23 protein-coding genes are annotated in these 19,205 nt (G+C 71.4%); 12 read left to right on the top strand and 11 right to left on the bottom strand.

Features of this window, described 5'->3' with window-relative positions:
* Positions 1-144: 144 nt before the first annotated feature.
* Positions 145-2,016: an FAD-dependent oxidoreductase gene (locus tag ACFXAZ_RS00495; protein ID WP_384582764.1), complete on the bottom strand. Its 1,872-nt coding sequence runs from the start codon at positions 2,014-2,016 to the stop codon at positions 145-147.
* Positions 2,017-2,137: 121 nt separating this feature from the next.
* Here ACFXAZ_RS00495 and def point away from each other — a divergent pair, with 121 nt between their 5' ends.
* Positions 2,138-2,764 carry a peptide deformylase gene (def, locus tag ACFXAZ_RS00490; protein ID WP_384582761.1) on the top strand — a complete coding sequence of 209 codons (627 nt, stop codon included), beginning with the start codon at positions 2,138-2,140 and terminating at the stop codon, positions 2,762-2,764.
* A gap of 57 nt (positions 2,765-2,821) precedes the next feature.
* Here the strand turns inward: def and ACFXAZ_RS00485 are convergent, their stop codons facing one another.
* Entirely contained in the window at positions 2,822-4,162 is a 1,341-nt protein-coding gene (locus ACFXAZ_RS00485) for a geranylgeranyl reductase family protein (protein WP_384582758.1), read from the bottom strand.
* 48 nt (positions 4,163-4,210) lie between these two features.
* Here ACFXAZ_RS00485 and ACFXAZ_RS00480 point away from each other — a divergent pair, with 48 nt between their 5' ends.
* Together ACFXAZ_RS00480 and ACFXAZ_RS00475 are read left to right on the top strand one after the other, a co-directional pair.
* Positions 4,211-4,717 carry a GNAT family N-acetyltransferase gene (locus ACFXAZ_RS00480; protein WP_384582755.1) on the top strand — a complete coding sequence of 169 codons (507 nt, stop codon included), beginning with the start codon at positions 4,211-4,213 and terminating at the stop codon, positions 4,715-4,717.
* 142 nt (positions 4,718-4,859) lie between these two features.
* Positions 4,860-5,171: a PASTA domain-containing protein gene (locus ACFXAZ_RS00475; RefSeq protein WP_384582752.1), complete on the top strand. Its 312-nt coding sequence runs from the start codon at positions 4,860-4,862 to the stop codon at positions 5,169-5,171.
* Positions 5,172-5,293: 122 nt separating this feature from the next.
* Here the strand turns inward: ACFXAZ_RS00475 and ACFXAZ_RS00470 are convergent, their stop codons facing one another.
* The gene (locus ACFXAZ_RS00470; RefSeq protein ID WP_384582749.1) at positions 5,294-5,992 is read right to left on the bottom strand and encodes a demethylmenaquinone methyltransferase; all 699 of its coding nucleotides are present in this window, start codon (positions 5,990-5,992) and stop codon (positions 5,294-5,296) included.
* 148 nt (positions 5,993-6,140) lie between these two features.
* On the opposite strand from ACFXAZ_RS00470, the gene ACFXAZ_RS00465 reads away from it, so the two are divergent.
* The gene (locus ACFXAZ_RS00465; RefSeq protein ID WP_384582746.1) at positions 6,141-7,133 is read left to right on the top strand and encodes a chitinase; all 993 of its coding nucleotides are present in this window, start codon (positions 6,141-6,143) and stop codon (positions 7,131-7,133) included.
* A gap of 178 nt (positions 7,134-7,311) precedes the next feature.
* Here the strand turns inward: ACFXAZ_RS00465 and ACFXAZ_RS00460 are convergent, their stop codons facing one another.
* The 5 genes from ACFXAZ_RS00460 to ACFXAZ_RS00440 form a co-directional block, all read right to left on the bottom strand.
* Positions 7,312-7,914: a hypothetical protein gene (locus ACFXAZ_RS00460; protein ID WP_384582744.1), complete on the bottom strand. Its 603-nt coding sequence runs from the start codon at positions 7,912-7,914 to the stop codon at positions 7,312-7,314.
* 18 nt (positions 7,915-7,932) lie between these two features.
* A complete protein-coding gene (gene mqnC / locus ACFXAZ_RS00455) occupies positions 7,933-9,147 on the bottom strand; it encodes a cyclic dehypoxanthinyl futalosine synthase (protein ID WP_384582741.1) in 1,215 nt (404 codons plus the stop codon).
* Positions 9,148-9,311: 164 nt separating this feature from the next.
* Entirely contained in the window at positions 9,312-10,028 is a 717-nt protein-coding gene (locus tag ACFXAZ_RS00450) for a prepilin peptidase (protein ID WP_384582738.1), read from the bottom strand.
* 2 nt (positions 10,029-10,030) lie between these two features.
* A complete protein-coding gene (locus ACFXAZ_RS00445) occupies positions 10,031-11,716 on the bottom strand; it encodes a protein kinase (RefSeq protein ID WP_384582735.1) in 1,686 nt (561 codons plus the stop codon).
* Positions 11,717-11,872: 156 nt separating this feature from the next.
* Positions 11,873-12,721, bottom strand: coding sequence for a menaquinone biosynthetic enzyme MqnA/MqnD family protein (locus ACFXAZ_RS00440; RefSeq protein ID WP_384582732.1), 849 nt, complete (start codon positions 12,719-12,721; stop codon positions 11,873-11,875).
* Between the two features lie 306 nt (positions 12,722-13,027).
* Here ACFXAZ_RS00440 and ACFXAZ_RS00435 point away from each other — a divergent pair, with 306 nt between their 5' ends.
* The gene (locus tag ACFXAZ_RS00435; protein WP_003992177.1) at positions 13,028-13,231 is read left to right on the top strand and encodes a cold-shock protein; all 204 of its coding nucleotides are present in this window, start codon (positions 13,028-13,030) and stop codon (positions 13,229-13,231) included.
* Positions 13,232-13,386: 155 nt separating this feature from the next.
* On the opposite strand, the gene ACFXAZ_RS00430 is transcribed toward ACFXAZ_RS00435, so the two are convergent.
* Entirely contained in the window at positions 13,387-13,953 is a 567-nt protein-coding gene (locus tag ACFXAZ_RS00430) for a helix-turn-helix domain-containing protein (protein ID WP_384582728.1), read from the bottom strand.
* Positions 13,954-14,028: 75 nt separating this feature from the next.
* On the opposite strand from ACFXAZ_RS00430, the gene ACFXAZ_RS00425 reads away from it, so the two are divergent.
* The 3 genes from ACFXAZ_RS00425 (at position 14,029) to ACFXAZ_RS00415 (ending at position 15,413) form a co-directional block, all read left to right on the top strand.
* The gene (locus ACFXAZ_RS00425; RefSeq protein WP_384582725.1) at positions 14,029-14,712 is read left to right on the top strand and encodes an AzlC family ABC transporter permease; all 684 of its coding nucleotides are present in this window, start codon (positions 14,029-14,031) and stop codon (positions 14,710-14,712) included.
* The gene (locus tag ACFXAZ_RS00420; protein ID WP_384582722.1) at positions 14,709-15,023 is read left to right on the top strand and encodes an AzlD domain-containing protein; all 315 of its coding nucleotides are present in this window, start codon (positions 14,709-14,711) and stop codon (positions 15,021-15,023) included. The genes ACFXAZ_RS00425 and ACFXAZ_RS00420 overlap by 4 nt, the downstream gene beginning before the upstream one ends.
* A gap of 156 nt (positions 15,024-15,179) precedes the next feature.
* Positions 15,180-15,413: a hypothetical protein gene (locus ACFXAZ_RS00415; protein WP_384582719.1), complete on the top strand. Its 234-nt coding sequence runs from the start codon at positions 15,180-15,182 to the stop codon at positions 15,411-15,413.
* Between the two features lie 144 nt (positions 15,414-15,557).
* On the opposite strand, the gene ACFXAZ_RS00410 is transcribed toward ACFXAZ_RS00415, so the two are convergent.
* Positions 15,558-15,989: an ATP-binding protein gene (locus tag ACFXAZ_RS00410; protein ID WP_384582715.1), complete on the bottom strand. Its 432-nt coding sequence runs from the start codon at positions 15,987-15,989 to the stop codon at positions 15,558-15,560.
* A gap of 128 nt (positions 15,990-16,117) precedes the next feature.
* Here ACFXAZ_RS00410 and ACFXAZ_RS00405 point away from each other — a divergent pair, with 128 nt between their 5' ends.
* From ACFXAZ_RS00405 to ACFXAZ_RS00395, 3 genes are read left to right on the top strand one after another with little or no spacing between them, the layout of a single operon-like run.
* Positions 16,118-16,969, top strand: a complete 852-nt coding sequence (locus tag ACFXAZ_RS00405; protein ID WP_384582712.1) for a helix-turn-helix transcriptional regulator — start codon at positions 16,118-16,120, stop codon at positions 16,967-16,969.
* A complete protein-coding gene (locus ACFXAZ_RS00400; protein ID WP_384582710.1) occupies positions 16,966-17,160 on the top strand; it encodes a DUF397 domain-containing protein in 195 nt (64 codons plus the stop codon). Before ACFXAZ_RS00405 ends, ACFXAZ_RS00400 begins: the two co-directional genes overlap by 4 nt.
* A gap of 22 nt (positions 17,161-17,182) precedes the next feature.
* Positions 17,183-17,425 (top strand): DUF397 domain-containing protein, encoded by a 243-nt coding sequence (locus tag ACFXAZ_RS00395; protein ID WP_384582707.1) that lies wholly within the window; start codon positions 17,183-17,185, stop codon positions 17,423-17,425.
* 19 nt (positions 17,426-17,444) lie between these two features.
* On the opposite strand, the gene ACFXAZ_RS00390 is transcribed toward ACFXAZ_RS00395, so the two are convergent.
* Positions 17,445-18,335: a LysR family transcriptional regulator gene (locus ACFXAZ_RS00390; protein WP_384582704.1), complete on the bottom strand. Its 891-nt coding sequence runs from the start codon at positions 18,333-18,335 to the stop codon at positions 17,445-17,447.
* 174 nt (positions 18,336-18,509) lie between these two features.
* On the opposite strand from ACFXAZ_RS00390, the gene ACFXAZ_RS00385 reads away from it, so the two are divergent.
* A complete protein-coding gene (locus ACFXAZ_RS00385; protein WP_384582701.1) occupies positions 18,510-19,106 on the top strand; it encodes a DUF6817 domain-containing protein in 597 nt (198 codons plus the stop codon).
* Positions 19,107-19,205 lie beyond the last annotated feature (99 nt).

The raw sequence follows: 19,205 nt of genomic DNA, 5'->3' as shown, positions 1-19,205 counted from the left end.
GAAGCGGAAGGGACCGCAGCCGCCCGGGCAGCGGTCCCGCCCTGCTTTCCTCCCAGGGCGCTTCTCCTCTCGGGGCGCTTCCTCTCGGGGCGCTTCCTCGCGGGGCCGCTTCTTCTCACGGGACGCACGGGACGCCCCGCCCCGTCACCCCAGATCGAACGTATTCGGCAGCCCCAGCCGATACCGCACCTCGTCCACCCGCTTCAGCGGCTCGAACTCCGGTGGGCGGTACAGCTCGAACAGCCGGCAGCGCTCCGCGTCCGAGCCCTCCGCGTCCAGCAGGGCGTTCACGGCGTGCCGGGCGGACTCGTTGGCGCCCTCCATGGACGCGAGATCCACGTCGGTGCGGACATAGTCCCCGGCGAGGAAGAAATTGGGCACCCGGGTGCGCGCCGTGGGGCGGTTGTGGAGCGTGCCTGTCGGATGGACGAGCAACTGCTCCCGGTTCTGCGGGTCGGGGCCGCCCAGACCGGTCACCGCCGGGTCCATGAACCAGCCGAGGCGGTCGGCGTCGGTGAGGGTGGTCTTGCCGGAGTCGTTGAGGCTGTCCTTGAGCTGGGCCCAGAGTTCGGCGACCACCTCGTCCCGGGTGCACTCGCGGGCCGTCTTGCCGTACAGGATGCCCGGCTTGTCCCACTCGGAGATGATCGCGGAGAGGCAGTCACGGGCCCGGCCGTCGCCGTAGTCGCGGGCGAAGTCCCGGCCGTCCCAGAACTGCGCCTGTCCGATCGCGGTCACCGACCAGGGCGAGTCCAGGCAGTTGATGTGGCCGTGCACCACGGGGGTGGGGGTGCGCAGATAGAACATCACTCCGGTCATCCAGTCGGTGGTCAGCGCGTCGCAGCGGGCGAGCTGCGGGTCGGCCGAGCGCAGGGCCGGTCCCCAGGTCCGGCGGGCGTGCTCGACGGGCAGCGCGCAGACGTAGTGATCGGCATGGATCGTCCGGTTCTGTCCGCCCTCCCGGGCCGCGACCCGTACGCCGGTGATCCGTCCGGCGGCGTACTCGATCTCCTGTACCTCGGTGCCGAGGGCGAACTCCACCCCCAGTGAGCGCAGATGGCTCTCCCAGGGGTCGATCCACGCCTCGCTGGTCGGGGCGTTGAGGACGCGGTCGATGTCGGCGTCCGGGCCGTCCATGCCCCGGCCGAGCAGGCCCCACAGCAGCAGGGCCTCGATGATGACCCGGCCGACGGTACGGGTGGAGGCGACCTCCGCGCGGGTGGCGACCAGGTTGCGGGTCTGGCCGATGCCGAGCAGGGTGCGGTACTCGGTGCTCATCTCCTCCGCGCGGATGAAGTCCCACCACGCCGTCCGCTCCCACTCGTCCTCGCGCCGGGCGTCGCAGCTGGTGAGGTGGACCAGGACCCGGCCGACGAAATAGGCCGCCTCATGGGCGGGCAGCCGGGTGCCGAGGTCCAGGACCGACAGCAACTGATCGCGGATCCAGCTCGGGGTGAGGCTGCCCAGGGCGGGCGGGGTCGTCACGCGGCGCAACGGGAAGTGCAGGTCGGGCCTGCCGTCCGCGCGGGCGAAGAGGGCCTCGGTGCCGCTGCGCAGATTGCCGCGGACGCCGTCGGCGTTGCCGGGGACCGGGATGCGGCGCATGGTGTCCGGAAGGTTCCGGTAGAAGCCCGGGAAGAAGCGGAAGCCGTGCTCGCCGGGGAGCGGTGCGCGCCCTCCGGCGGCGGTGCCGGGGACGTCCATCGAGCGGGCCTTGCCGCCGAGTTCGTCGTAGTACTCGTAGACGGTGACGTGGTAGCCGCGCTCGGCGAGTTCCTGGGCGGCGCTCAGGCCGGAGACGCCACCGCCGAGGACGGCCACGCGCTTGGCGGGGGTGGCGGCTGCGGCAATCCCGCCGGTCGTCCCGAGCGCGAGGACGCCCGTGGCGGCGCCGGTACCTGCCAGGAAGCGGCGGCGGCTGGAACCGCCGCCCGGCTTCCGAGGGTCCGGGGAGTGCTCGGGGCCTTGAAGGTCCTGGGAGTCCTGGGAGTGGTGTGGGGGGTGTTCTGCTGTCATGAGTAGGGGAGGGTACGGACGGGCGGCCGGGGCCGAAAGGACGGTTACCGGCCAGCCATGTCAACAGACCGCCGGGCCAACGACCCAGCAAGCCGACAAACCAACAGAAGGAGAAAGAGACATGCCCAGTGTTTTCGTTCAGGGACGACCCGTGGGCTCCTACCCCCGGCTCGCGCCCGAGGCCCGGCACGGGACGGTACGGCGGATCACCGAGGTCGGTGCGGAGGTGCTGCACAAGCCGTGCCGGGACGTCACCGAGTTCGGACCGGATCTCGCCGCGCTGATCAACGACATGTTCCTGACCATGTACGTCGCCGAGGGGGCCGGGCTCGCGGCGAACCAGGTCGGAGTGGATCTGCGCCTCTTCGTCTACGACTGCCCCGACGACGACGGCGTCCGACATGTCGGACACATCGTCAACCCCGTACTGGCACCGCTCGACCCGACCGGGCGACGCCTGATCGAGGAGGGCGAGGGCTGTCTGTCAGTGCCGGGTGCCACCATGGAGGTACCGCGCCCGGACCGCGCGGTGGTGCGTGGGTACGACAAGGAGGGCGCCCCCCTCCTGATCGAGGGCACCGGCTACTTCGCCCGCTGCCTCGCGCACGAGACCGACCATGTCAACGGGCAGGTCTATATCGACCGGCTGTCACGAAGGGACCGGAAGGAGGCACTGCGGCAGGCGACGGACCGCCGGGAGGACGTCTACGCCCGCCGGGCCGCCAAGGAACGCTCCCTGACGGCCTGACGGCCTGATGTCCTGACGCGCCAAGCCCCCCGGCCCTCCCCGGGGCCCCGGAGGACGTCACGCCCTCGGCGCCACCTTGCTCAGCCCATTGATGATCCGGTCCATGGCGTCCCCGCCCGTCGGATCGGTGAGGTTGGCGAGCAGCTTCAGCGTGAACTTCATCAGGAGCGGATGCGTCAGCCCCCGCTCCGCCGCGAGCTTCATGATCTTCGGGTTGCCGATCAGCTTCACGAAGGCGCGGCCCAGCGTGTAGTAGCCGCCGTAGGTGTCCTTCAGGACCTGGGGATAGCGCCTCAGCGCGATCTCACGCTGGGCCGGGGTCGCGCGGGCGAACGCCTGGACGACGATGTCGGCGGCGATCTGGCCGGACTCCATGGCGTAGGCGATGCCCTCGCCGTTGAAGGGGTTCACCATGCCGCCGGCGTCGCCGACCAGCAGCAGCCCGCGCGTGTAGTGCGGCTGGCGGTTGAAGGCCATGGGCAGGGCGGCACCGCGGATCGGGCCGGTCATGTTCTCCGGGGTGTAGCCCCACTCCTCCGGCGTGGACGCGCACCACGCCTTGAGCACCTCGCGCCAGTCCAGTTCCTTGAAGGAGGAGGAGGTGTTCAGGACCCCGAGACCGACGTTGGACGTGCCGTCGCCCATGCCGAAGATCCAGCCGTAGCCGGGGAGCAGCCGGTCCTGGGCGCCGCGGCGGTCCCACAGCTCCAGCCAGGACTCCAGGTAGTCGTCGTCATGGCGGGGCGAGGTGAAGTACGTCCGGACCGCGATGCCCATCGGGCGGTCCTCGCGGCGGTGCAGGCCCATCGCCAGGGACAGCCGCGTGGAGTTGCCGTCGGCGGCGACCACCAGGGGTGCGTGGAAGGTGACCTCCCGCTTGTCCCCCGTGTCGCCGAGCTTGGCGTGCACGCCGGTGATCCGGCCGGTGCGGTCGTCCACGACGGGGGCGCCGACATTGCAGCGCTCGTACAGGCGTGCGCCCGCCTTCTGGGCCTGCCGGGCGAGCTGCTCGTCGAAGTCGTCGCGCTTGCGGACGAGTCCGTAGTTCGGGTACGCAGCCAGGTCCGGCCAGTCCATCTGGAGCCGGGAGCCGCCGGCGATGATGCGCAGCCCCTTGTTGCGCAGCCAGCCGGCCTCCTCGGAGATGTCGATGCCCATGGCGACGAGCTGCTTCACGGCTCGCGGGGTGAGCCCGTCGCCGCACACCTTCTCGCGCGGGAACGCGGTCTTCTCCAGCAGCAGGACATCGAGTCCGGCGCGGGCCAGGTGGTACGCCGTCGTGGAACCGGCCGGTCCGGCGCCCACGACGATCACATCGGCGGTGTTGTCCGACAGAGGCTCGGTCACGACGGGATCTCCCCAAAGCTCGAAATCTGCGTGCCGACCGGCACTGGACATGGGCAGTCTATTCAGCAGAATTGATCAACCGGCCGAAGGGGATGCCTCGTGAACTCAGCTCCACCCGTGGTACGACTGCGCGTCCCGACCGACGAGGACGCGGTCGCCTGGCATCGCGTCTTCGACGACCCGGACGTCATGGAGTTCCACGGCGGCCGGTCCGCCGAGTTGTCCGTCTACGAGGAGCTGACCGCACGCCAGCGCCGCCACGACGCCGAGCGCGGCTTCTGCCTGTGGACCGTGCTGGACGAGCACGACCGGGTGCTCGGCTTCACCGGCGCCCAGCCGTGGCCCGGTGAGTGGGGTCCGCAGGGCGAGATCGAGATCGGCTGGCGGCTGGGCCGGGAGCACTGGGGCAAGGGGTATGTCACGGCCGCCGCGCGGCTGACCCTGGAGCGGCTGAGGGCCACCGGCACCAGCAGCGTGGTCGCCATGGTCAACGCCCGCAACGCCCGCTCGATCGCGGTGACCCAGCGGCTCGGCATGCGTCTCGCCGAGACCTATCTGACCCCGGCCACCCAGCAGAAGGGTCACTGCTACCGGCTCGACCTCTGACCGCCCTCATACCGGAGAGCTACCGAGAGTAGTAATCGGCTACGGAAAGACACTTGACGCTTCCGGACGACACCCCCGGGCGGTTACCCTGCCAGTACCGCAGGGGGTGACATCTGTGCGCATACCACCCAAAACACCCGAAGTGCGCGTGCCGAAGCTCGTCGGACTGATGGCCGTGGACGCCCGCGAGGCCGCCGAGACGCACGGAATCCTGCTCGCCGCGCCCGACCGACCCGATTTCCATCTCACCGTCGTGGACTATGTCGTACGGCAGTACCCGCCGCCCGGCGTGGAGGTGCCGCGCGGCGCGGTGGTCACCGTGTGGTTCGACCTGGACGAGGGAGCGGGCGGGGGCGGCGCGGGAGTGCGCGAGCCCAGGGTGCCGAGGCCGCCGAGCGGCGGAATGCAACGGGAACTGGACGCACCCGGGGACGCCTTCGAGCCGATGCACTGAGAAGCGGCGGCGACGGCCGCGGACGTGGCCGTCAGCCCACCGGACGTGGCCGTCAGTCCACCGGCCAGGACCGTCAGCCCACCGGCCAGGCCCCTCGGCCCACCCCACCCCGGACAGCGCCGTCAGTCCACCGCCTTGAACCCCCGGTGCAGCGCCACCACGCCCCCCGTCAGATTCCGCCACGCCACCTTCGACCAGCCCGCCGCCTGGAGCCGCTCGGCCAGTGCGGGCTGGTCGGGCCAGGCGCGGATCGACTCGGCGAGATAGACGTACGCGTCCGGGTTGGAGCACACCGTGCGGGCCACCGGCGGCAGCGCGCGCATCAGATACCCGGAGTAGACGGTCCGGAAGGGCGCCCACGTCGGCTGGGAGAACTCGCAGATCACCACGCGTCCACCGGGCCGGGTGACCCGGTACATCTCGCGCAGCGCGGCGTCGACGTCCTGCACATTGCGCAGCCCGAACGAGATCGTCACCGCGTCGAAGACCTCGTCCCGGAACGGCAGCCGCGTCGCGTCCCCCGCCGTGAACGGCATCCAGGAGTGCCGCTCCTTGCCGACCTGGAGCATCCCGAGCGAGAAGTCGCACGGCACGACGTACGCGCCCGCACGCGTGAACGGCAGCGACGAGGTCGCCGTACCGGCGGCCAGGTCCAGCACCTTCTGCGCGGGCCGGGCGTCGACGGCCTTCGACACCTCCTTGCGCCACACCCGGTCCTGGCCGAGCGACACCACGTCGTTGGTCAGGTCGTACCGTCTCGCCACGGCGTCGAACATCGAGGCGACTTCGTGCGGCTGCTTGCTCAGGGAGGCGCGGGTCACGGATCCATTCTTGCAGCCGCCGCCGCACGGGCCCGTCCCGGCTCCGCGTGAAGTCGATCGAGAAAAGCGGGCTTTCGGCCACCTCGCCGAACACGACGACATACCTTGTCCCCCATCTGCCGTGACAACGAAAGCGAATAGGTGTGCGATGAGGGCTCTGCTGAAGCCGGCGGCCGGGCTGGGCCTGGTGCTGGCGCTCACGGGATGCTCCGGCGAGGCGGAGAGCAAGGGCGAGGGCACGGACCCGGCGTCCGCCGCGAAGCCGTCCGCCGCCGCCGACGGCACCGCGTACGCCCCCTACGTGATCGCCACGACCCCCTCGCTGGTCGACGGGGCCGGGTCGCCGCAGTCGTACAACCTGGCCTTCGTCCTCTCCGACGGCGAGGGGTGCACGCCGATGTGGGACGGGGTGGTGGCGATCGACGACGCGGCGATACCGACCCGCGTCTCGATGCTCACCGGCTCCGGCGCCGATGTCCGGGTCTCCTTCGGCGGGGCGGACGGCGATGAACTGGCGTCCGTCTGCGGCAGCGCGCGGGAGCTGGCGCGGGCGTACGGCGAGGCGCTGGACGCGGTCGACGCGACCAAGGCCGACTTCGACATCGAGGGCGACGACCTCGGCGACACCGGGTCGGTCGGGCTGCGCAACGAGGCGATCGCGCTGCTCCAGGAGGAGCGGGCCGGTCTGGAGGTGTCGTACACCCTTCCCGTGATGCCCTCCGGGCTCGATGAGGGCGGCCTGAACCTGCTGGCGTCCGCCGGGGACCACGGGGTGGAGGTCGGCACGGTCAATCTCATGACCATGAACTACGCGGAGTCCCTCGGCGGCGACATGGGCGACTACGCCGTCGAGGCGGCCGGTGCGGCGCACGCGCAGTTGATGGAGGCGCTGGGGTGGAGCGAGGCCGAGGCGTGGCGGGGCATGGCCCTGACCTCGATGATCGGCGTGAACGACGTCGAGGGCGAGACGTTCACCGTCGAGGACGCCGGGCAGGTACGGGCCTTCGCCGAGGAGAAGGGCATCGGGTGGGTGTCGATGTGGGCGGCGTACCGGGACCGGGCGTGTGCGGAGGGGCAGACGACGGAGTGCAGTGGGGTGGAGCAGGAGGAGGGGGCGTTCGGGGAGGCGTTCGGGGGGTAACTCGGGGGGGGGTAACTCGGGGGGTAAAGGCGGCAGGCCGGGTGCGGGCCGGTGGGGGTTGGTCGGGGGGTTGCCCGCGGCCCGGCAAATGCCGCGCCGCGGCCCCGGCCGCGCCGGGCCGCCCCGCGGCGCCCGCCAACAGGTCGGGAGGCCCGCCCCACCCCACCCCCGATGCGCGCTACCGCCGCCGATACACGATCCGCCCCGCCACCACCGTCGCCACGCACGTGCCCGCGCCCCTCTCCGCCAGCTCGCCCGCATCCCGTACGTCGAAGACGGCGAAGCGGGCGGCGGAGCCGGGCTCGCGCTCCGGGGGGAACTCCACCGGCAGCGGACAGGCGAAGGGGTCCAGGGAGGGCGGTCCCTCGGGGGCGCCGAGCCGCCCCACCACCCCCATCCCGGAGCGCCGTACGGCGGCCTCCACGGACGGGCGGGTCGGCGCCCCGGCCACGGCCACCGTCCCGTGCGCGAGCATCCGCTGGACTCCGCGCCGGGCGCTCGCGCCCCACCGTGTGTCGTCCATCGGGAGGGCGGCCAGGGCGTCGCCGGTGAGGGGCTCGGTGCCCAGGTCGGCGGCCTCGCGCGGGTCGGGGTGGTAGGCGTGGTCGAGCAGTTCGGGGCCGTAGAGGTTCATGAGGCCCGGGGTGAGCATGCCGGGCCATTCGCGCACGCGGGCGCCGGGGTGACCGGCCACCAGTTCGGCCACCGGCCCCACCGCCGTGATCCACTCCCCGCGCACCGCGAAAGCGTGGCCCCGCCCGTCGGCGTGGATCGTCAGCACGGCAGCGGCTCCGGGTCGTCAGCTGGAGGCGAGGAGCTTCAGCTCGGGGTGAGCCGTGCCGCCCTCGATCGCCGTGGAGGAGATGTGGGACATCACGCGCGCGTCGACCGGGTCGTCCGCCGGGTCGTCGTGCACGACGAGGTGCTCGTACGTGGTGGCGCGCTGGGCCGGGACCCGGTCGGCGCCACGGATCATCTCGATCATCTCCAGCAGGTTGGAGCGGTGCTTGGCACCGGCCGCCGAGACGACGTTCTCCTCCAGCATGATCGAGCCGAGGTCGTCGGCGCCGTAGTGCAGGGTGAGCTGACCCGCGTCCTTGCCGGTGGTGAGCCAGGAGCCCTGGATGTGGGCCACGTTGTCGAAGAAGAGCCGGGCGATGGCGATCATCCGCAGGTACTCGAAGATGGTCGCCTGGGTGCGGCCCTTGAGGTGGTTGTTCTGGGGCTGGTAGAGGTACGGGATGAAGGCGCGGAAGCCGCCCGTCCGGTCCTGTACGTCACGGATCATCCGCAGATGCTCGATGCGCTCGGCGTTGGTCTCGCCCGTGCCCATCAGCATGGTGGAGGTGGACTCGACGCCCAGCCCATGGGCGGTCTCCATGATCTCCAGCCAGCGCTCGCCGCTCTCCTTGAGCGGGGCGATGGCCTTGCGGGGCCGCTCGGGGAGCAGTTCGGCACCGGCTCCGGCGAAGGAGTCGAGCCCGGCGGAGTGGATGCGCTGAATGGCCTCCTCCACGCCGACCTTGGAGATCCGGGCCATGTGCTCGACCTCGCTGGCGCCCAGGCTGTGGATGACGAGCTGCGGGAACTCCTTCTTGATCGCCGCGAAGTGCTCCTCGTAGTACTCCACGCCGTAGTCCGGGTGGTGCCCGCCCTGGAACATGATCTGGGTGCCGCCCAGTTCGACCGTCTCGGCGCAGCGCCGCAGGATGTCGTCCAGGTCGCGGGTCCAGCCCTTGTCCTTGGCCGTCGGCGGGGCGTAGAAGGCGCAGAACTTGCACGCCGTCACACAGACGTTGGTGTAGTTGATGTTCCGCTCGATGATGTACGTCGCGATGTGCTCGACCCCGGCGTACCGGCGGCGGCGTACGGCGTCGGCGGCGGCGCCCAGCGCGTGGAGCGGGGCGTCCCGGTACAGGACGAGCGCCTCCTCCGGCGTGATCCGCCCGCCCTCGGCGGCCCGGTCGAGGACGGCTGTGACATCGAACGGCATGAGGTCGGCCTGCTCGCTCACCGAAGCGTCCCTTTCGTCAAGGGTCAGGGACTTTGTCCCAGGTCTGGACGGACTGAACCAGCCTACGTCAGCGGATTTTCCCCGACGCCGTCAGCCCGCGGCGCCCGCCACGCCCCCCGCGCCCCGACGCCGTCAGCCCGCCCCGCCCCCGCGCCCCGATGCCGTCAGCCCGCGGCGCCCACCACAACCCCCGCGTACGCCCCGGCGAGCAGGAACGGCCCGAACGCGATCGCCGTCCCCCGCCCCGCCCGTCGTACGGCGATCAGCGCGCCCGCGTACACCGCGCCGCCCGTGAACCCCGCGAACGTGCCGAACAGGACCGTCGGCCAGCCGTACCAGCCCAGGGCCGCGCCCGCGACGAGGGACAGTTTCACGTCGCCGAAGCCCATGCCGGAGGGGTTGATGAGGTGGAGGACCAGAAAACCGGTGGCCAGCGCGGCGGCGCCGAGCAGGGCGGTCGGCCAGTCGCCCGCGTGGGCGGGGAACAGCGCGGCGAGGCCCAGCAGCGCCGGGACGGCCGCCGCCAGGGGGAGGGTGAGGACGTCCGGGAGGCGGTGGACGCGCCGGTCCACGAGCGCGAGGAGCACGCCGGGCGGGAGGACCAGCAGCCAGACCGCCAACTCCGGGCGGAGGCCCGTCGCCAGCGCCGCGCCCCCGCACAGCAGGGCCGTCACCATGGCCGGGAGCAGGGCGGAGGGGGCGTACGGCGTAGGGCAGTGGGGGCAGGTCGCGCGGCCCAGCCAGCCGGGGAGCGGGTGGCCCTGGGGGCAGGCGTCCCGCCATGGCTCCGCCGGGGGGACGGAGAGGCGGTACGCCGCCCGGGGCAGCAGCGCGCCGGTGACGGCACCCCACAGCAGCGCGGACACGACCGTGATCGCCACGGTTACTCGACCTTCGTCAGCCGGGCCGTCGGCTCGCCGGAGTCGGTGCTGTCGGAGGAGTACGTGAGGTCGTCGCCGACCGGGGTGAGGGTGACCATGTGCGGGGTCTGGGAGCAGGTGGCCGGGTTGCCGTCGACGCCCTTGGCCTCCGCCACCACCTCGTTCCGCGCGGCGCTCTTCAGGCTGAGTTCGTCGACGCAGACACCGCCGAGGGGGTCGGTGTTGCTGACCTCGCCCAGCCGTTCGCCGATCTCGGCCTGCTCGACGACGAGACGGAAGGTCCCCATGGGGACGGCCCCGTCCAGGCCCGCGCCCGCGCCTTCCCAGGTGCCCAGGTAGGACGCGGGGACCCGGTCCATGGCCTCGCTGTCGGCCTCCGTCGACCCGGCGCTCGGGGAGGGCGACGCCTGGCCGCTGTCGGTACCGGTCGAGGGTCCCAGGTCGATGCCACCCGGCAGCAGGTCGAGGACGAAGACCGAGCCGACGGTCACCGCCGCCAGCGCCGCGGCCACCCCCAGCGCCACCGTGCAGCTGAGCCCCCGGCGCCGCCCGGACACCCCGCCCCCGGTGGTGGTCGCCGCCACGGAGACGGATATGCGGCCGGCACCGCCGCCCGTGCCCGGTTCCGGCACGGGCGTGGCATCCCTCGGCTCCGGCTCCGGGACCCGTACGGCATCCGTCGGCCCCGGTACGGCATCTCTCGGCTCGGCCGCCCCCATCACGGGCGGCGGCCCGAACTCCCCCACCGCCGGCCTGCTGAACCCCACCGGCCCGGACGGCACCGCGTCCTGCGCCGCCTCCAGATTCAGCAGGCGTACGGCGCCCCGGCTCACCTGTTCCACCAGCGGTCCCGGCAGCCAGCCGCCCGCGACCAGCCGGGCCGCGCCCTCGGGGGCCAGCCGGGCGGCGATCTCGGCGGGGGCGGGACGGGCCGCCGGGTCCTTGCGCAGGCACGCGGCGACCAGGTCGCGCAGGGCGCCGTCGAGGCCGGTCAGGTGCGGCTCCTCGTGCACGACCTTGTAGAGCAGGGCCGCCGTGGTGTCCCCGGGGAAGGGCGGCTCCCCGGTCGCCGCGAACGCCAGTACCGCGCCCAGCGAGAAGACATCGGCCGCGCCGGTGATCCCCTTGCCGAGGATCTGCTCCGGGGACATATAGCCCGGGGAGCCGACGGAGACGCCGGTGGAGGTGAGGGACGCGGTGCCGTCGATGGCGCGGGCGATGCCGAAGTCGATGAGGAGGGGGCCGTCGAGGGTCAGCAGCACGTTGGAGGGTTTGACGTCCCGGTGCACCAGGCCCAGTTCGTGGACGGCGCTCAGCGCCTCGGCGAGGCCCGCGCCGAGGGTGCGTACCGAGTGCGTGGGCAGCGGGCCGCCGTCGGATATCGCCGTGGTCAGCGAGGGTCCGGCCGCGTACGCCGTGGCCACCCAGGGCACCGGCGCCTCGGGGTCGGCGTCCAGGACGGGCGCGGTCCACGCGCCGCCGACCCGCCGGGCGGCGGCGATCTCGCGGCGGAAGCGCTCGCGGAACTCCTCGTCCAGCGCGAAGTGCGGATGGACGATCTTCACGGCGACGGTACGGCCGCCCGCGCTGCGGCCGAGATAGACCCGGCCCATGCCGCCGGACCCCAGCCGGCCGAGCAGCCGGTAGGGGCCCACGACGGACGGTTCATCGGCTCCGAGCGGCTGCATGGCGGCCTCATCCCCCTGTGTGCCCGATCCCCTGCGGGCCCGGCCCCCCGTGGGGCGATCCCCGTGGGCCGGTCCCCTGTGGTGCCTGCCGGTACGCGCCTGCTGCCCGGAAGCGTATAAGCAGCAAACCTGCCCGGGACACCCATGGCCGGGACCTCAGGGGCGCAGCAGTTCCACCCGTACGTCCGACGGGAAACCGGCCGCCGGACCGGCCAGGCGGGCGAACTCCTCCACCGCCGCCAGCTGCGGCGCGCCGAAGTGGAAGTCGAGGGTGGTGAAGTACCGCTCCAGGACCTGCTCGTCGAACTCCTCCCAGCGGGCCGCCTGCTCGGCGACCTTGGCGACCTCCTGCCGGGACAGCTCCAGCGAGGACAGGAACGCCTGGTGCACCTGCCGGGTCAGCTCGGGCTCGCGCTCCAGGTAGTCGCGGCGGGCGGCCCACACCGCGAAGACGAACGGCAGCCCGGTCCACTCCTTCCAGAGCGAGCCCAGGTCGTGCACGTCGAGGCCGTAGCGGGGCCCGTCGTGGAGATTGGCCCGCAGCGCCGCGTCACCGATGATGACGGCGGCGTCGGCCTCCTGCATCATCACGCTGAGGTCGGGCGGGCAGGTGTAGTAGTCGGGCTGTACGCCGTAGCGCTCCGCCAGCAGCAGCCGGGCCAGCCGCACCGAGGTGCGGGAGGTGGAGCCGAGGGCGACCCGGGCACCGTCGAGCCGGTCCAGCGGGACCTGGGAGACGATCACACAGGACATGACGGGGCCGTCGCAGCCGACCGCGATGTCGGGGAAGACCACCAGGTCGTCGGCGTTCTTCAGGAACTCCGCGACGGGGATGGGGCCGATGTCGAGATCACCGCGGACCAGTCGCTCGCTGAGCTTCTCCGGAGTGTCCTTCGTCAGGTCGAAGTCGAGGAGGGTTCCGGTTCGCGCGAGCCCCCAGTACAGGGGCAGGCAGTTCAGGAACTGGATGTGGCCGACGCGCGGCCGGATGCGAGAATTGTCCACACGGCGAGGCTAGACCCTGGGTGGTGCGATACCGGGTGCGGCCCTTCCCGGTGGGGCGTCGCCGCCAGCACCGCTCGTACGGTCGTTCAAACACCCCAGTGGCGTGATCTTGACCTCTATTGCATTCCGTCGCGTGCGTGCTAGGCTCGCCGCAAGTTGCAGTTTGGTTTCCCTTGCAGTACAGAGCCTGCGGAGCATGTGACCGCGGGCTCTCGTCGTTCTTGGACTTAGGGCAGTTGTGCAGAATTACATCTTCACACTTGCTGGTTCTGGAGCAGGGCAACCCTTTGGGCCCAAGGAGGGCTTATGGCTACCGGAACCGTGAAGTGGTTCAACGCCGAAAAGGGCTTTGGTTTCATCGCCCAAGAAGGCGGCGGCCCCGACGTCTTCGTCCACTACTCCGCGATCAACGCGAGCGGCTTCCGCTCCCTTGAGGAGAACCAGCAGGTGTCTTTCGACGTCACTCAGGGCCCGAAGGGCCCGCAGGCGGAGAACGTCACCCCGGTCTGACCGGTCTGATTTCCTCGGATCCAGGATCGAGCGCAGTACCCAAGGAGCCCCACGCCGTAAGGCGCCGGGGCTCCTGCCCCTTTCTCCCCCCGAGCCCGGCGATACCTCCGAACCCGGTGAGATGAATTCTTCGGGAATTGCCCCCGGGCCGACCCTCACACGTGCTGCATGATCAGGACGAACCGCGTGCCCGGCACCAGCCCCCGGTACGAATGGGCGACATCCCCGCGATAGGTCATGTAGTCCCCGGCGTCCAGTTCTTCCTCGGCGCCGCGCGGCCCGGCTTTCACCCGTCCGGCCGCCACCACGAGATGCTCCACCGTTCCCGGAATATGCGGCTCCGATTCATGTGCCGGGCCGGGTTCGATCTGTACGTCGTATACATCGCGCCGGGCGCCGGGCGGGCTCGCGGAGAGCAGCGCGGCCGAGTAGCCGGTCTGCCCGGAGCGGACCGCGGGGCCCTGTCCGGCCCGGATCACCCGGACGGCCGGGGCGGGCGGCTCCACCAGCGCGCTGAACGGCACGCCGAGCGCCACCGCCAGCGCCCAGATGGTCTCCATGCTGGGATTCCCGGCCGCCGCCTCCAGCTGGCTCAGCGTGGATTTGGCGATTCCGGCCCGTTTGGCCAGTTCGGAGAGGGAGAGCCCGGCGCGGGTGCGCTCGCGGCGCAGGGCGCCGGCGATCCAGTCGAGGGGGAGTCGGGGTGGGGGGGTGCTGTCCATCGCGGATTCCGTTCGCCAGGTCGGACATTTTGTTCGCCTTGACGAACACTACCTCTTCCGTTCACTGTAGAAAACATGCGTTCGCTACTCCGAACACCCAGGGATCTGCTCCGGGACGCCTCGCTGGTCTGGCTGGCCAGTGGGGTCGTCGGGGTGTCGTTCGGGGCGATCTCCGTGGCGGGCGGGCTGCCGGTCTGGGTGCCGGTACTGATGTCGGTGCTGGTGTACGCGGGATCGGCCCAGTTCAGCGCGGTCGGGGTGCTGCTGGCGGGCGGTGGCCCGGTGGCCGCCGCGGCGACCGGCCTGCTGCTCAACACCCGTACGGTCGCCTTCGGCCTCGCCGTGGCGGATGTGCTGGGGCGCGGGCGGGTGGCGCGGCTGCTGGGGGCGCATCTGGTGACGGACGAGACGGTCGCCTTCGCGCTCGCGCAGGAGGATCCCCGGCGGCGCCGGGCCGCGTTCTGGATCTCCGGTATCGGTCTGTTCGTGGTGTGGAATCTCGGGGTCCTGGCCGGGGCGCTGGCGGGCGGCGCGCTCGGCGACACCGCGCGCTACGGCCTCGACGCGGCCTTCCCCGCCGTACTGGTGGCCCTCGTGCTGCCCACGCTGCGCAAGGACGCGGCGGTGCGGCGGGCCGCGCTGGTCGGCGCGGGGGTGGCGCTGGCGGTGACGCCGCTGGTGCCGTCGGGCCTGCCGGTGCTGCTGGCGCTGGCCGGGCTGGCGCTGTACGGACGGCGGCGGGAGGTGGCGCGGGCGTGAACGCGACGGTGGTGATGATCCTGGCGCTGGCGGTGGGCACGTATGCCTTCCGGCTGGTCGGGCCGCTGCTGCACGGGCGGGTCGAGCTGCCGGATCGGGTACGGGGGCTGCTGGCGGCCGGGGCGGTGGTGCTGCTGGTGGCACTGCTGGCGACGGGCGCGCTGACGGAGGGCGGCGGTTTCGCGGGCTGGGCGCGTCCGGCGGGGGTGCTGGTCGGGGGTGTGCTGGCGTGGCGGGGGGTGCCGTTCGTGGGGGTGGTGCTGGGGGCGGCGGGGGCGACGGCGCTGCTGCGGCTGGTGGGGGTGGCTTGATCCGTACGGGGTCGCCGGGGGTCTGTCGGTGGGGGCGCCCAGGGCTTGTCCGATCCATCACGATCCCGGCCACGCGGGATGGGGGTCGCCCGGCCCCCGGTCCGTCGGCTGACCACGGCTGACCACGGCTGACCGCAGCGGTTTTACGATCAGCCCATGATTGATCCTCCGGAGCATTGGACCGTGCGCCATTTCTCGCAGGCCAACCCCGTCGGCCCGGGGTGCGACAGCGTTCCGGCCCTCTTGCGACGGCTGGCCGATGCCATCGAGGCTCTGGGCCCTGTGGAGATCCAAGACGTGGTGATCGAGTCCGAGGTGACCGAACACGGCCCGTGGCGTTCGGGAACCGTCTACTTCTACCTGCCGGAAGACGGACGGGCACGGGATTGATCCGGCTTCCGGCCCTGTCGATTTCCGGCGGCGCCGACCCGCGCGGAAGGCGGCGCCACTGGAGGAGACGGGGTTCGTGACCCACTCCCGTACGGTCCGCGAGGCGAAGCCGCACGCGTTTCTGATCGCGGGACGCCCTCGCCGCTAGCGACGGTTGCGGCCCGGTTCCTTGAGGGAGATCTCCGCCCACACCGTCTTGCCGATCTGCCGGTCCGCGACGCCCCACGCGAGGCTGAGCAGCGTGACGAGGATCAGGCCACGGCCGTGCTCCGCGTCCGGGTCGATGACGTAACGGAGTTGGCGTTCGCCCCGGGGGTCGCTCACCTCGATCCGGAGGATGTCCGCCGAGGGGAGCAGGAGGCGCAGATTGCATCCTCGGCCCCGAACGCGACCGTGAGTAACCGCGTTGGAGGCGAGTTCGGCGACGACCTGCTTGGCGGTCTCGTTGGCCTCGCTGCCGCGTGGGTGCCCCCACTCAGCGACCTGACGTTCCGTGATGTTTCGCGCGGTGCGGGCGCCGAGGGGGGTGGCGCTGAAGTAGCAGGAAAATTGGGGGGTGGAGATTTCGGGGTTCATGTGACTCAGCGTGTCCGCGTGTATCTACCCTGACCAGGGGAGGCGGGGCGACTGCCGTGTTCCGTACGGATGCGGCGTGCCCTTTGTCGGCCGGTCGGCCGTGACCACAACGACGTGAGGACGGGCACATGACGGAGCGGGTGGAATTGCCACTGGAGGTCGCGGAGTCGGCCGCGCTGTTCGTGGCGGTGGGCACCGTACTGAAACTGCTGCGGGAGCGGAAGGGCCTGACGCAGAAGCAGTTCGGCGACCTGGTCAGCTACGGGCCGGACGCGATCGGCGCGATGGAGCGCGGGGTGCGGGTGCCGCGCCCGGAACTGCTGGAGTTGGCGGACAAGCTCCTCGACGCCAACGGCCTGCTGAAGAAGATGATTCCGGACGTCCATCAGGCGATCAAGAAGGCTCGGCTTCGGCATCCGGAGTGGTACCGGAGCTATGCCACGCTGGAGGCTCAGTCGGTTGAGCTGCACCACTACAGCAACCAGGTGGTGCAAGGGCTGCTCCAGACCGAGGGCTATGCGCGCGCGGTCTTCACTCACTGGCGTCCGCTCTACGACGAGGGGACCATCGAGAAGCGCATCGCCGACCGGCTCTCCCGACAGCAGTTGTTCGAAGGCTGGCCTGTCCCGATTGTCAGCTACGTGCTCGAAGAGGTCATTCTCGACCGGCCGATCGGCGGACGGGAGGTCTTCGCTGGGCAGTTGCGGCACTTGCTGCACATGGGGAGCATGCGGAATGTCGAGATTCAGGTGCTGCCCACGTGCATTGAGGCTCATCCCAATCTGAGCAGCGCCTTCAACCTGCTGACTCCCAAGGAGCATGGGCAGGTGGCGTACACCGAGGCACAGGCATTCCCTCAGCTGATCACCGACCGGAATGAGGTCCGGAAGATCGCCGACCGCTATGGGATCATGCGGGCTATGGCTCTGAACCCTCTGGAGTCAGAAGCACTGATCAAGAAGAAGCTGGAGGAGCTATGAGCACCGAGGGACGGACCTGGTTCAAGTCCAGCTACAGCGACGGCTCTGGCGGCGATTGCGTAGAGGTCGCCACCTGCCCCCACACCATCCGCATCCGCGACTCCAAGAACCCCACCGGCCCCCAGCTCGCGCTCTCCGCCAACGCCTGGGACCGGTTCCTCACCCTCAGCGCAAGGCATCACGAGCACTGATCGCATAGAAGCTGGAGGAGCTATGACCACCGAGGCACGGACCTGGTTCAAGTCCAGCTACAGCAGTGGTGAAGGCGGCGACTGTGTCGAAGCCTCCTACACCTGGCGCAAGTCCAGCTACAGCAGCGGCGCGGGCGGCGAATGCGTCGAGGTCGCCACCTGCCCCCACACCATCCACATCCGCGACTCCAAGAACCCCACCGGCCCCCAGCTCGCGCTCTCCGCCGACGCCTGGGACCGGTTCCTCGGCCTCGCGGGGCGCTGACAGACCCGTACCGGACGACTCACACCGCGACCGTTTCCGCGAACGCTCTGGCCAGGGGCGACAGGGCCGACCAGCGGCGGACCGCCCAGCCGACGGTCAGGGGGCGGAGTTCGGGGAGCGGGACCAGGCGCAGGTCGCCGGTGGGTGGGGTGGCGGTGCCGTTGATGTGCAACCTGGGCAGGGCGGGGACCACCGCTCTGCCCAGGCCCAGTTCGGCCAGCAACAGGGCCGTGTCCCAGTCGGTCACGCTGGTGTCGAAGGAGAAGCGGACGCCCAACTCCGCGCAGCCCGCGTCCAGTTGGGCGGCGGAGGTGGAGTTCGGGGGGAGCCGGATCAGGCGCAGGTCGGCGAGTTCGCGGACCTGGGCGTGGGGGCGGCCGGCGAGGGGGTCGTCGGCTCGTACGGCCAGGACCCAGGGCAGGTCGACCACCGCCCGCTGTTCGATGCCCCGGACGGGCGGGCCGAGGGTGACCCAGGCGAGGTCGAGTTCGCTGTCGGCGAGGGCGTCGAAGCAGGCGCGGCTGGAGGGTTCCGTGTGGAATTCGAGGCTGGCCTCGGGGTAACGCTGGCGGAAGGCGACGACGGCGTCGGCCATGAAGTGCCGGACGGTCGTGGCGCCCGTGGCGACGCGGACGGAGCCGGTCTCGCCGTCGGCGAGTTCACGCAGGTTGCGCAGGGCGAGATCGAGTCCGGCGAGTCCTTCGGAGGCCGCCGCCTCCAGGATCTGGCCGGCGCGGGTCGGGGCGACGCCGCGCGGCTGGCGTTCCAGCAGGCTGACGCCCGTCTCGCGCTCCAGGCGTTTCACATGCTGGCTGACCGCCGACTGGGTCACCCCCAACTGCCGGGCCACCGCGCTCAGACTGCCCGCGCGGCACACCGCCACGAACACTCGCAGATCCTCAAGGGTCATAACTCCAAGCTAACACTGGGGTGTTGCGAGGAATCCTTAGGATTGACTAAGCGGATGGGGCGTTGGGACGATCGATCAACGGGGAGCCGGCCGCTCCCCGGGGCGGCAACCCGCTGTCCGTTCCTCATGCCTCTGGTCCGGACCCGGAGGCGGTGCGGGGCGGGTGCCGACCCCATGAGCCGCGTCGGAAAGGGGACCACCGTGCCCTCCGTACAGCCGCGCAAAGGGACGGCCGCGCCGCCGTCCTCCCACACCCGTGCCGCGACGCTGCTGCGGCATCTCGGGGCGGACTCGCTACCGCATCCCGGCGGGACCTTGTACGCGCATCTGGACCGGGTGCATCTGAGGCTGGCCCGGTGGCAGGCGCGACCCGCGCTGCAACTGGCCGGGTTCTGCCATGCGCTGTACGGGACGGACGGTTTCGCGAAGACGCTGCTGCCGCTGGACCGGCGGGGCGCGATCGCCGCCGCGATCGGGGCGGAGGCGGAGGCGCTGGTGTACCTCTACGCGAGCTGCGACCGGGGGGCGACGTATCCGGGGCTGCCGGAGGGGCCGTTCCACGACCGGTTCACGGGGGTGGTCCGGGTGCTGCCGTCCAGCCGCCTACGGGACTTCGCGGAGCTGACGGCCGCGAACGAACTCGACATCGCCACGCAGGACGAGGACTTCCGGGCGCGGTACGGACGGGAGCTACTGGCCCTGTTCACCCGGATGCGGCCGTTGCTGGGGGAGGGGGCTTGGGGGGACTGCCGGGCGGTTCTGCGGGGGTAAGGGGTGGGGGGTCGAGGGACTGGGTCCTGGCGCTGGGCCGCGGCTGCTGTGCCCCGCACGGCCCCGGGGGGGCCCCCCAGACAAGCCGGCCCCCCCCGC

The sequence above is a fragment of the Streptomyces sp. NPDC059477 genome (genome assembly GCF_042749375.1).
GTDB lineage: Bacteria > Actinomycetota > Actinomycetes > Streptomycetales > Streptomycetaceae > Streptomyces.
The sequence above is the reverse complement of the archived record's forward strand: the minus strand, read 5'-3'. Positions and strand labels throughout refer to the sequence as shown.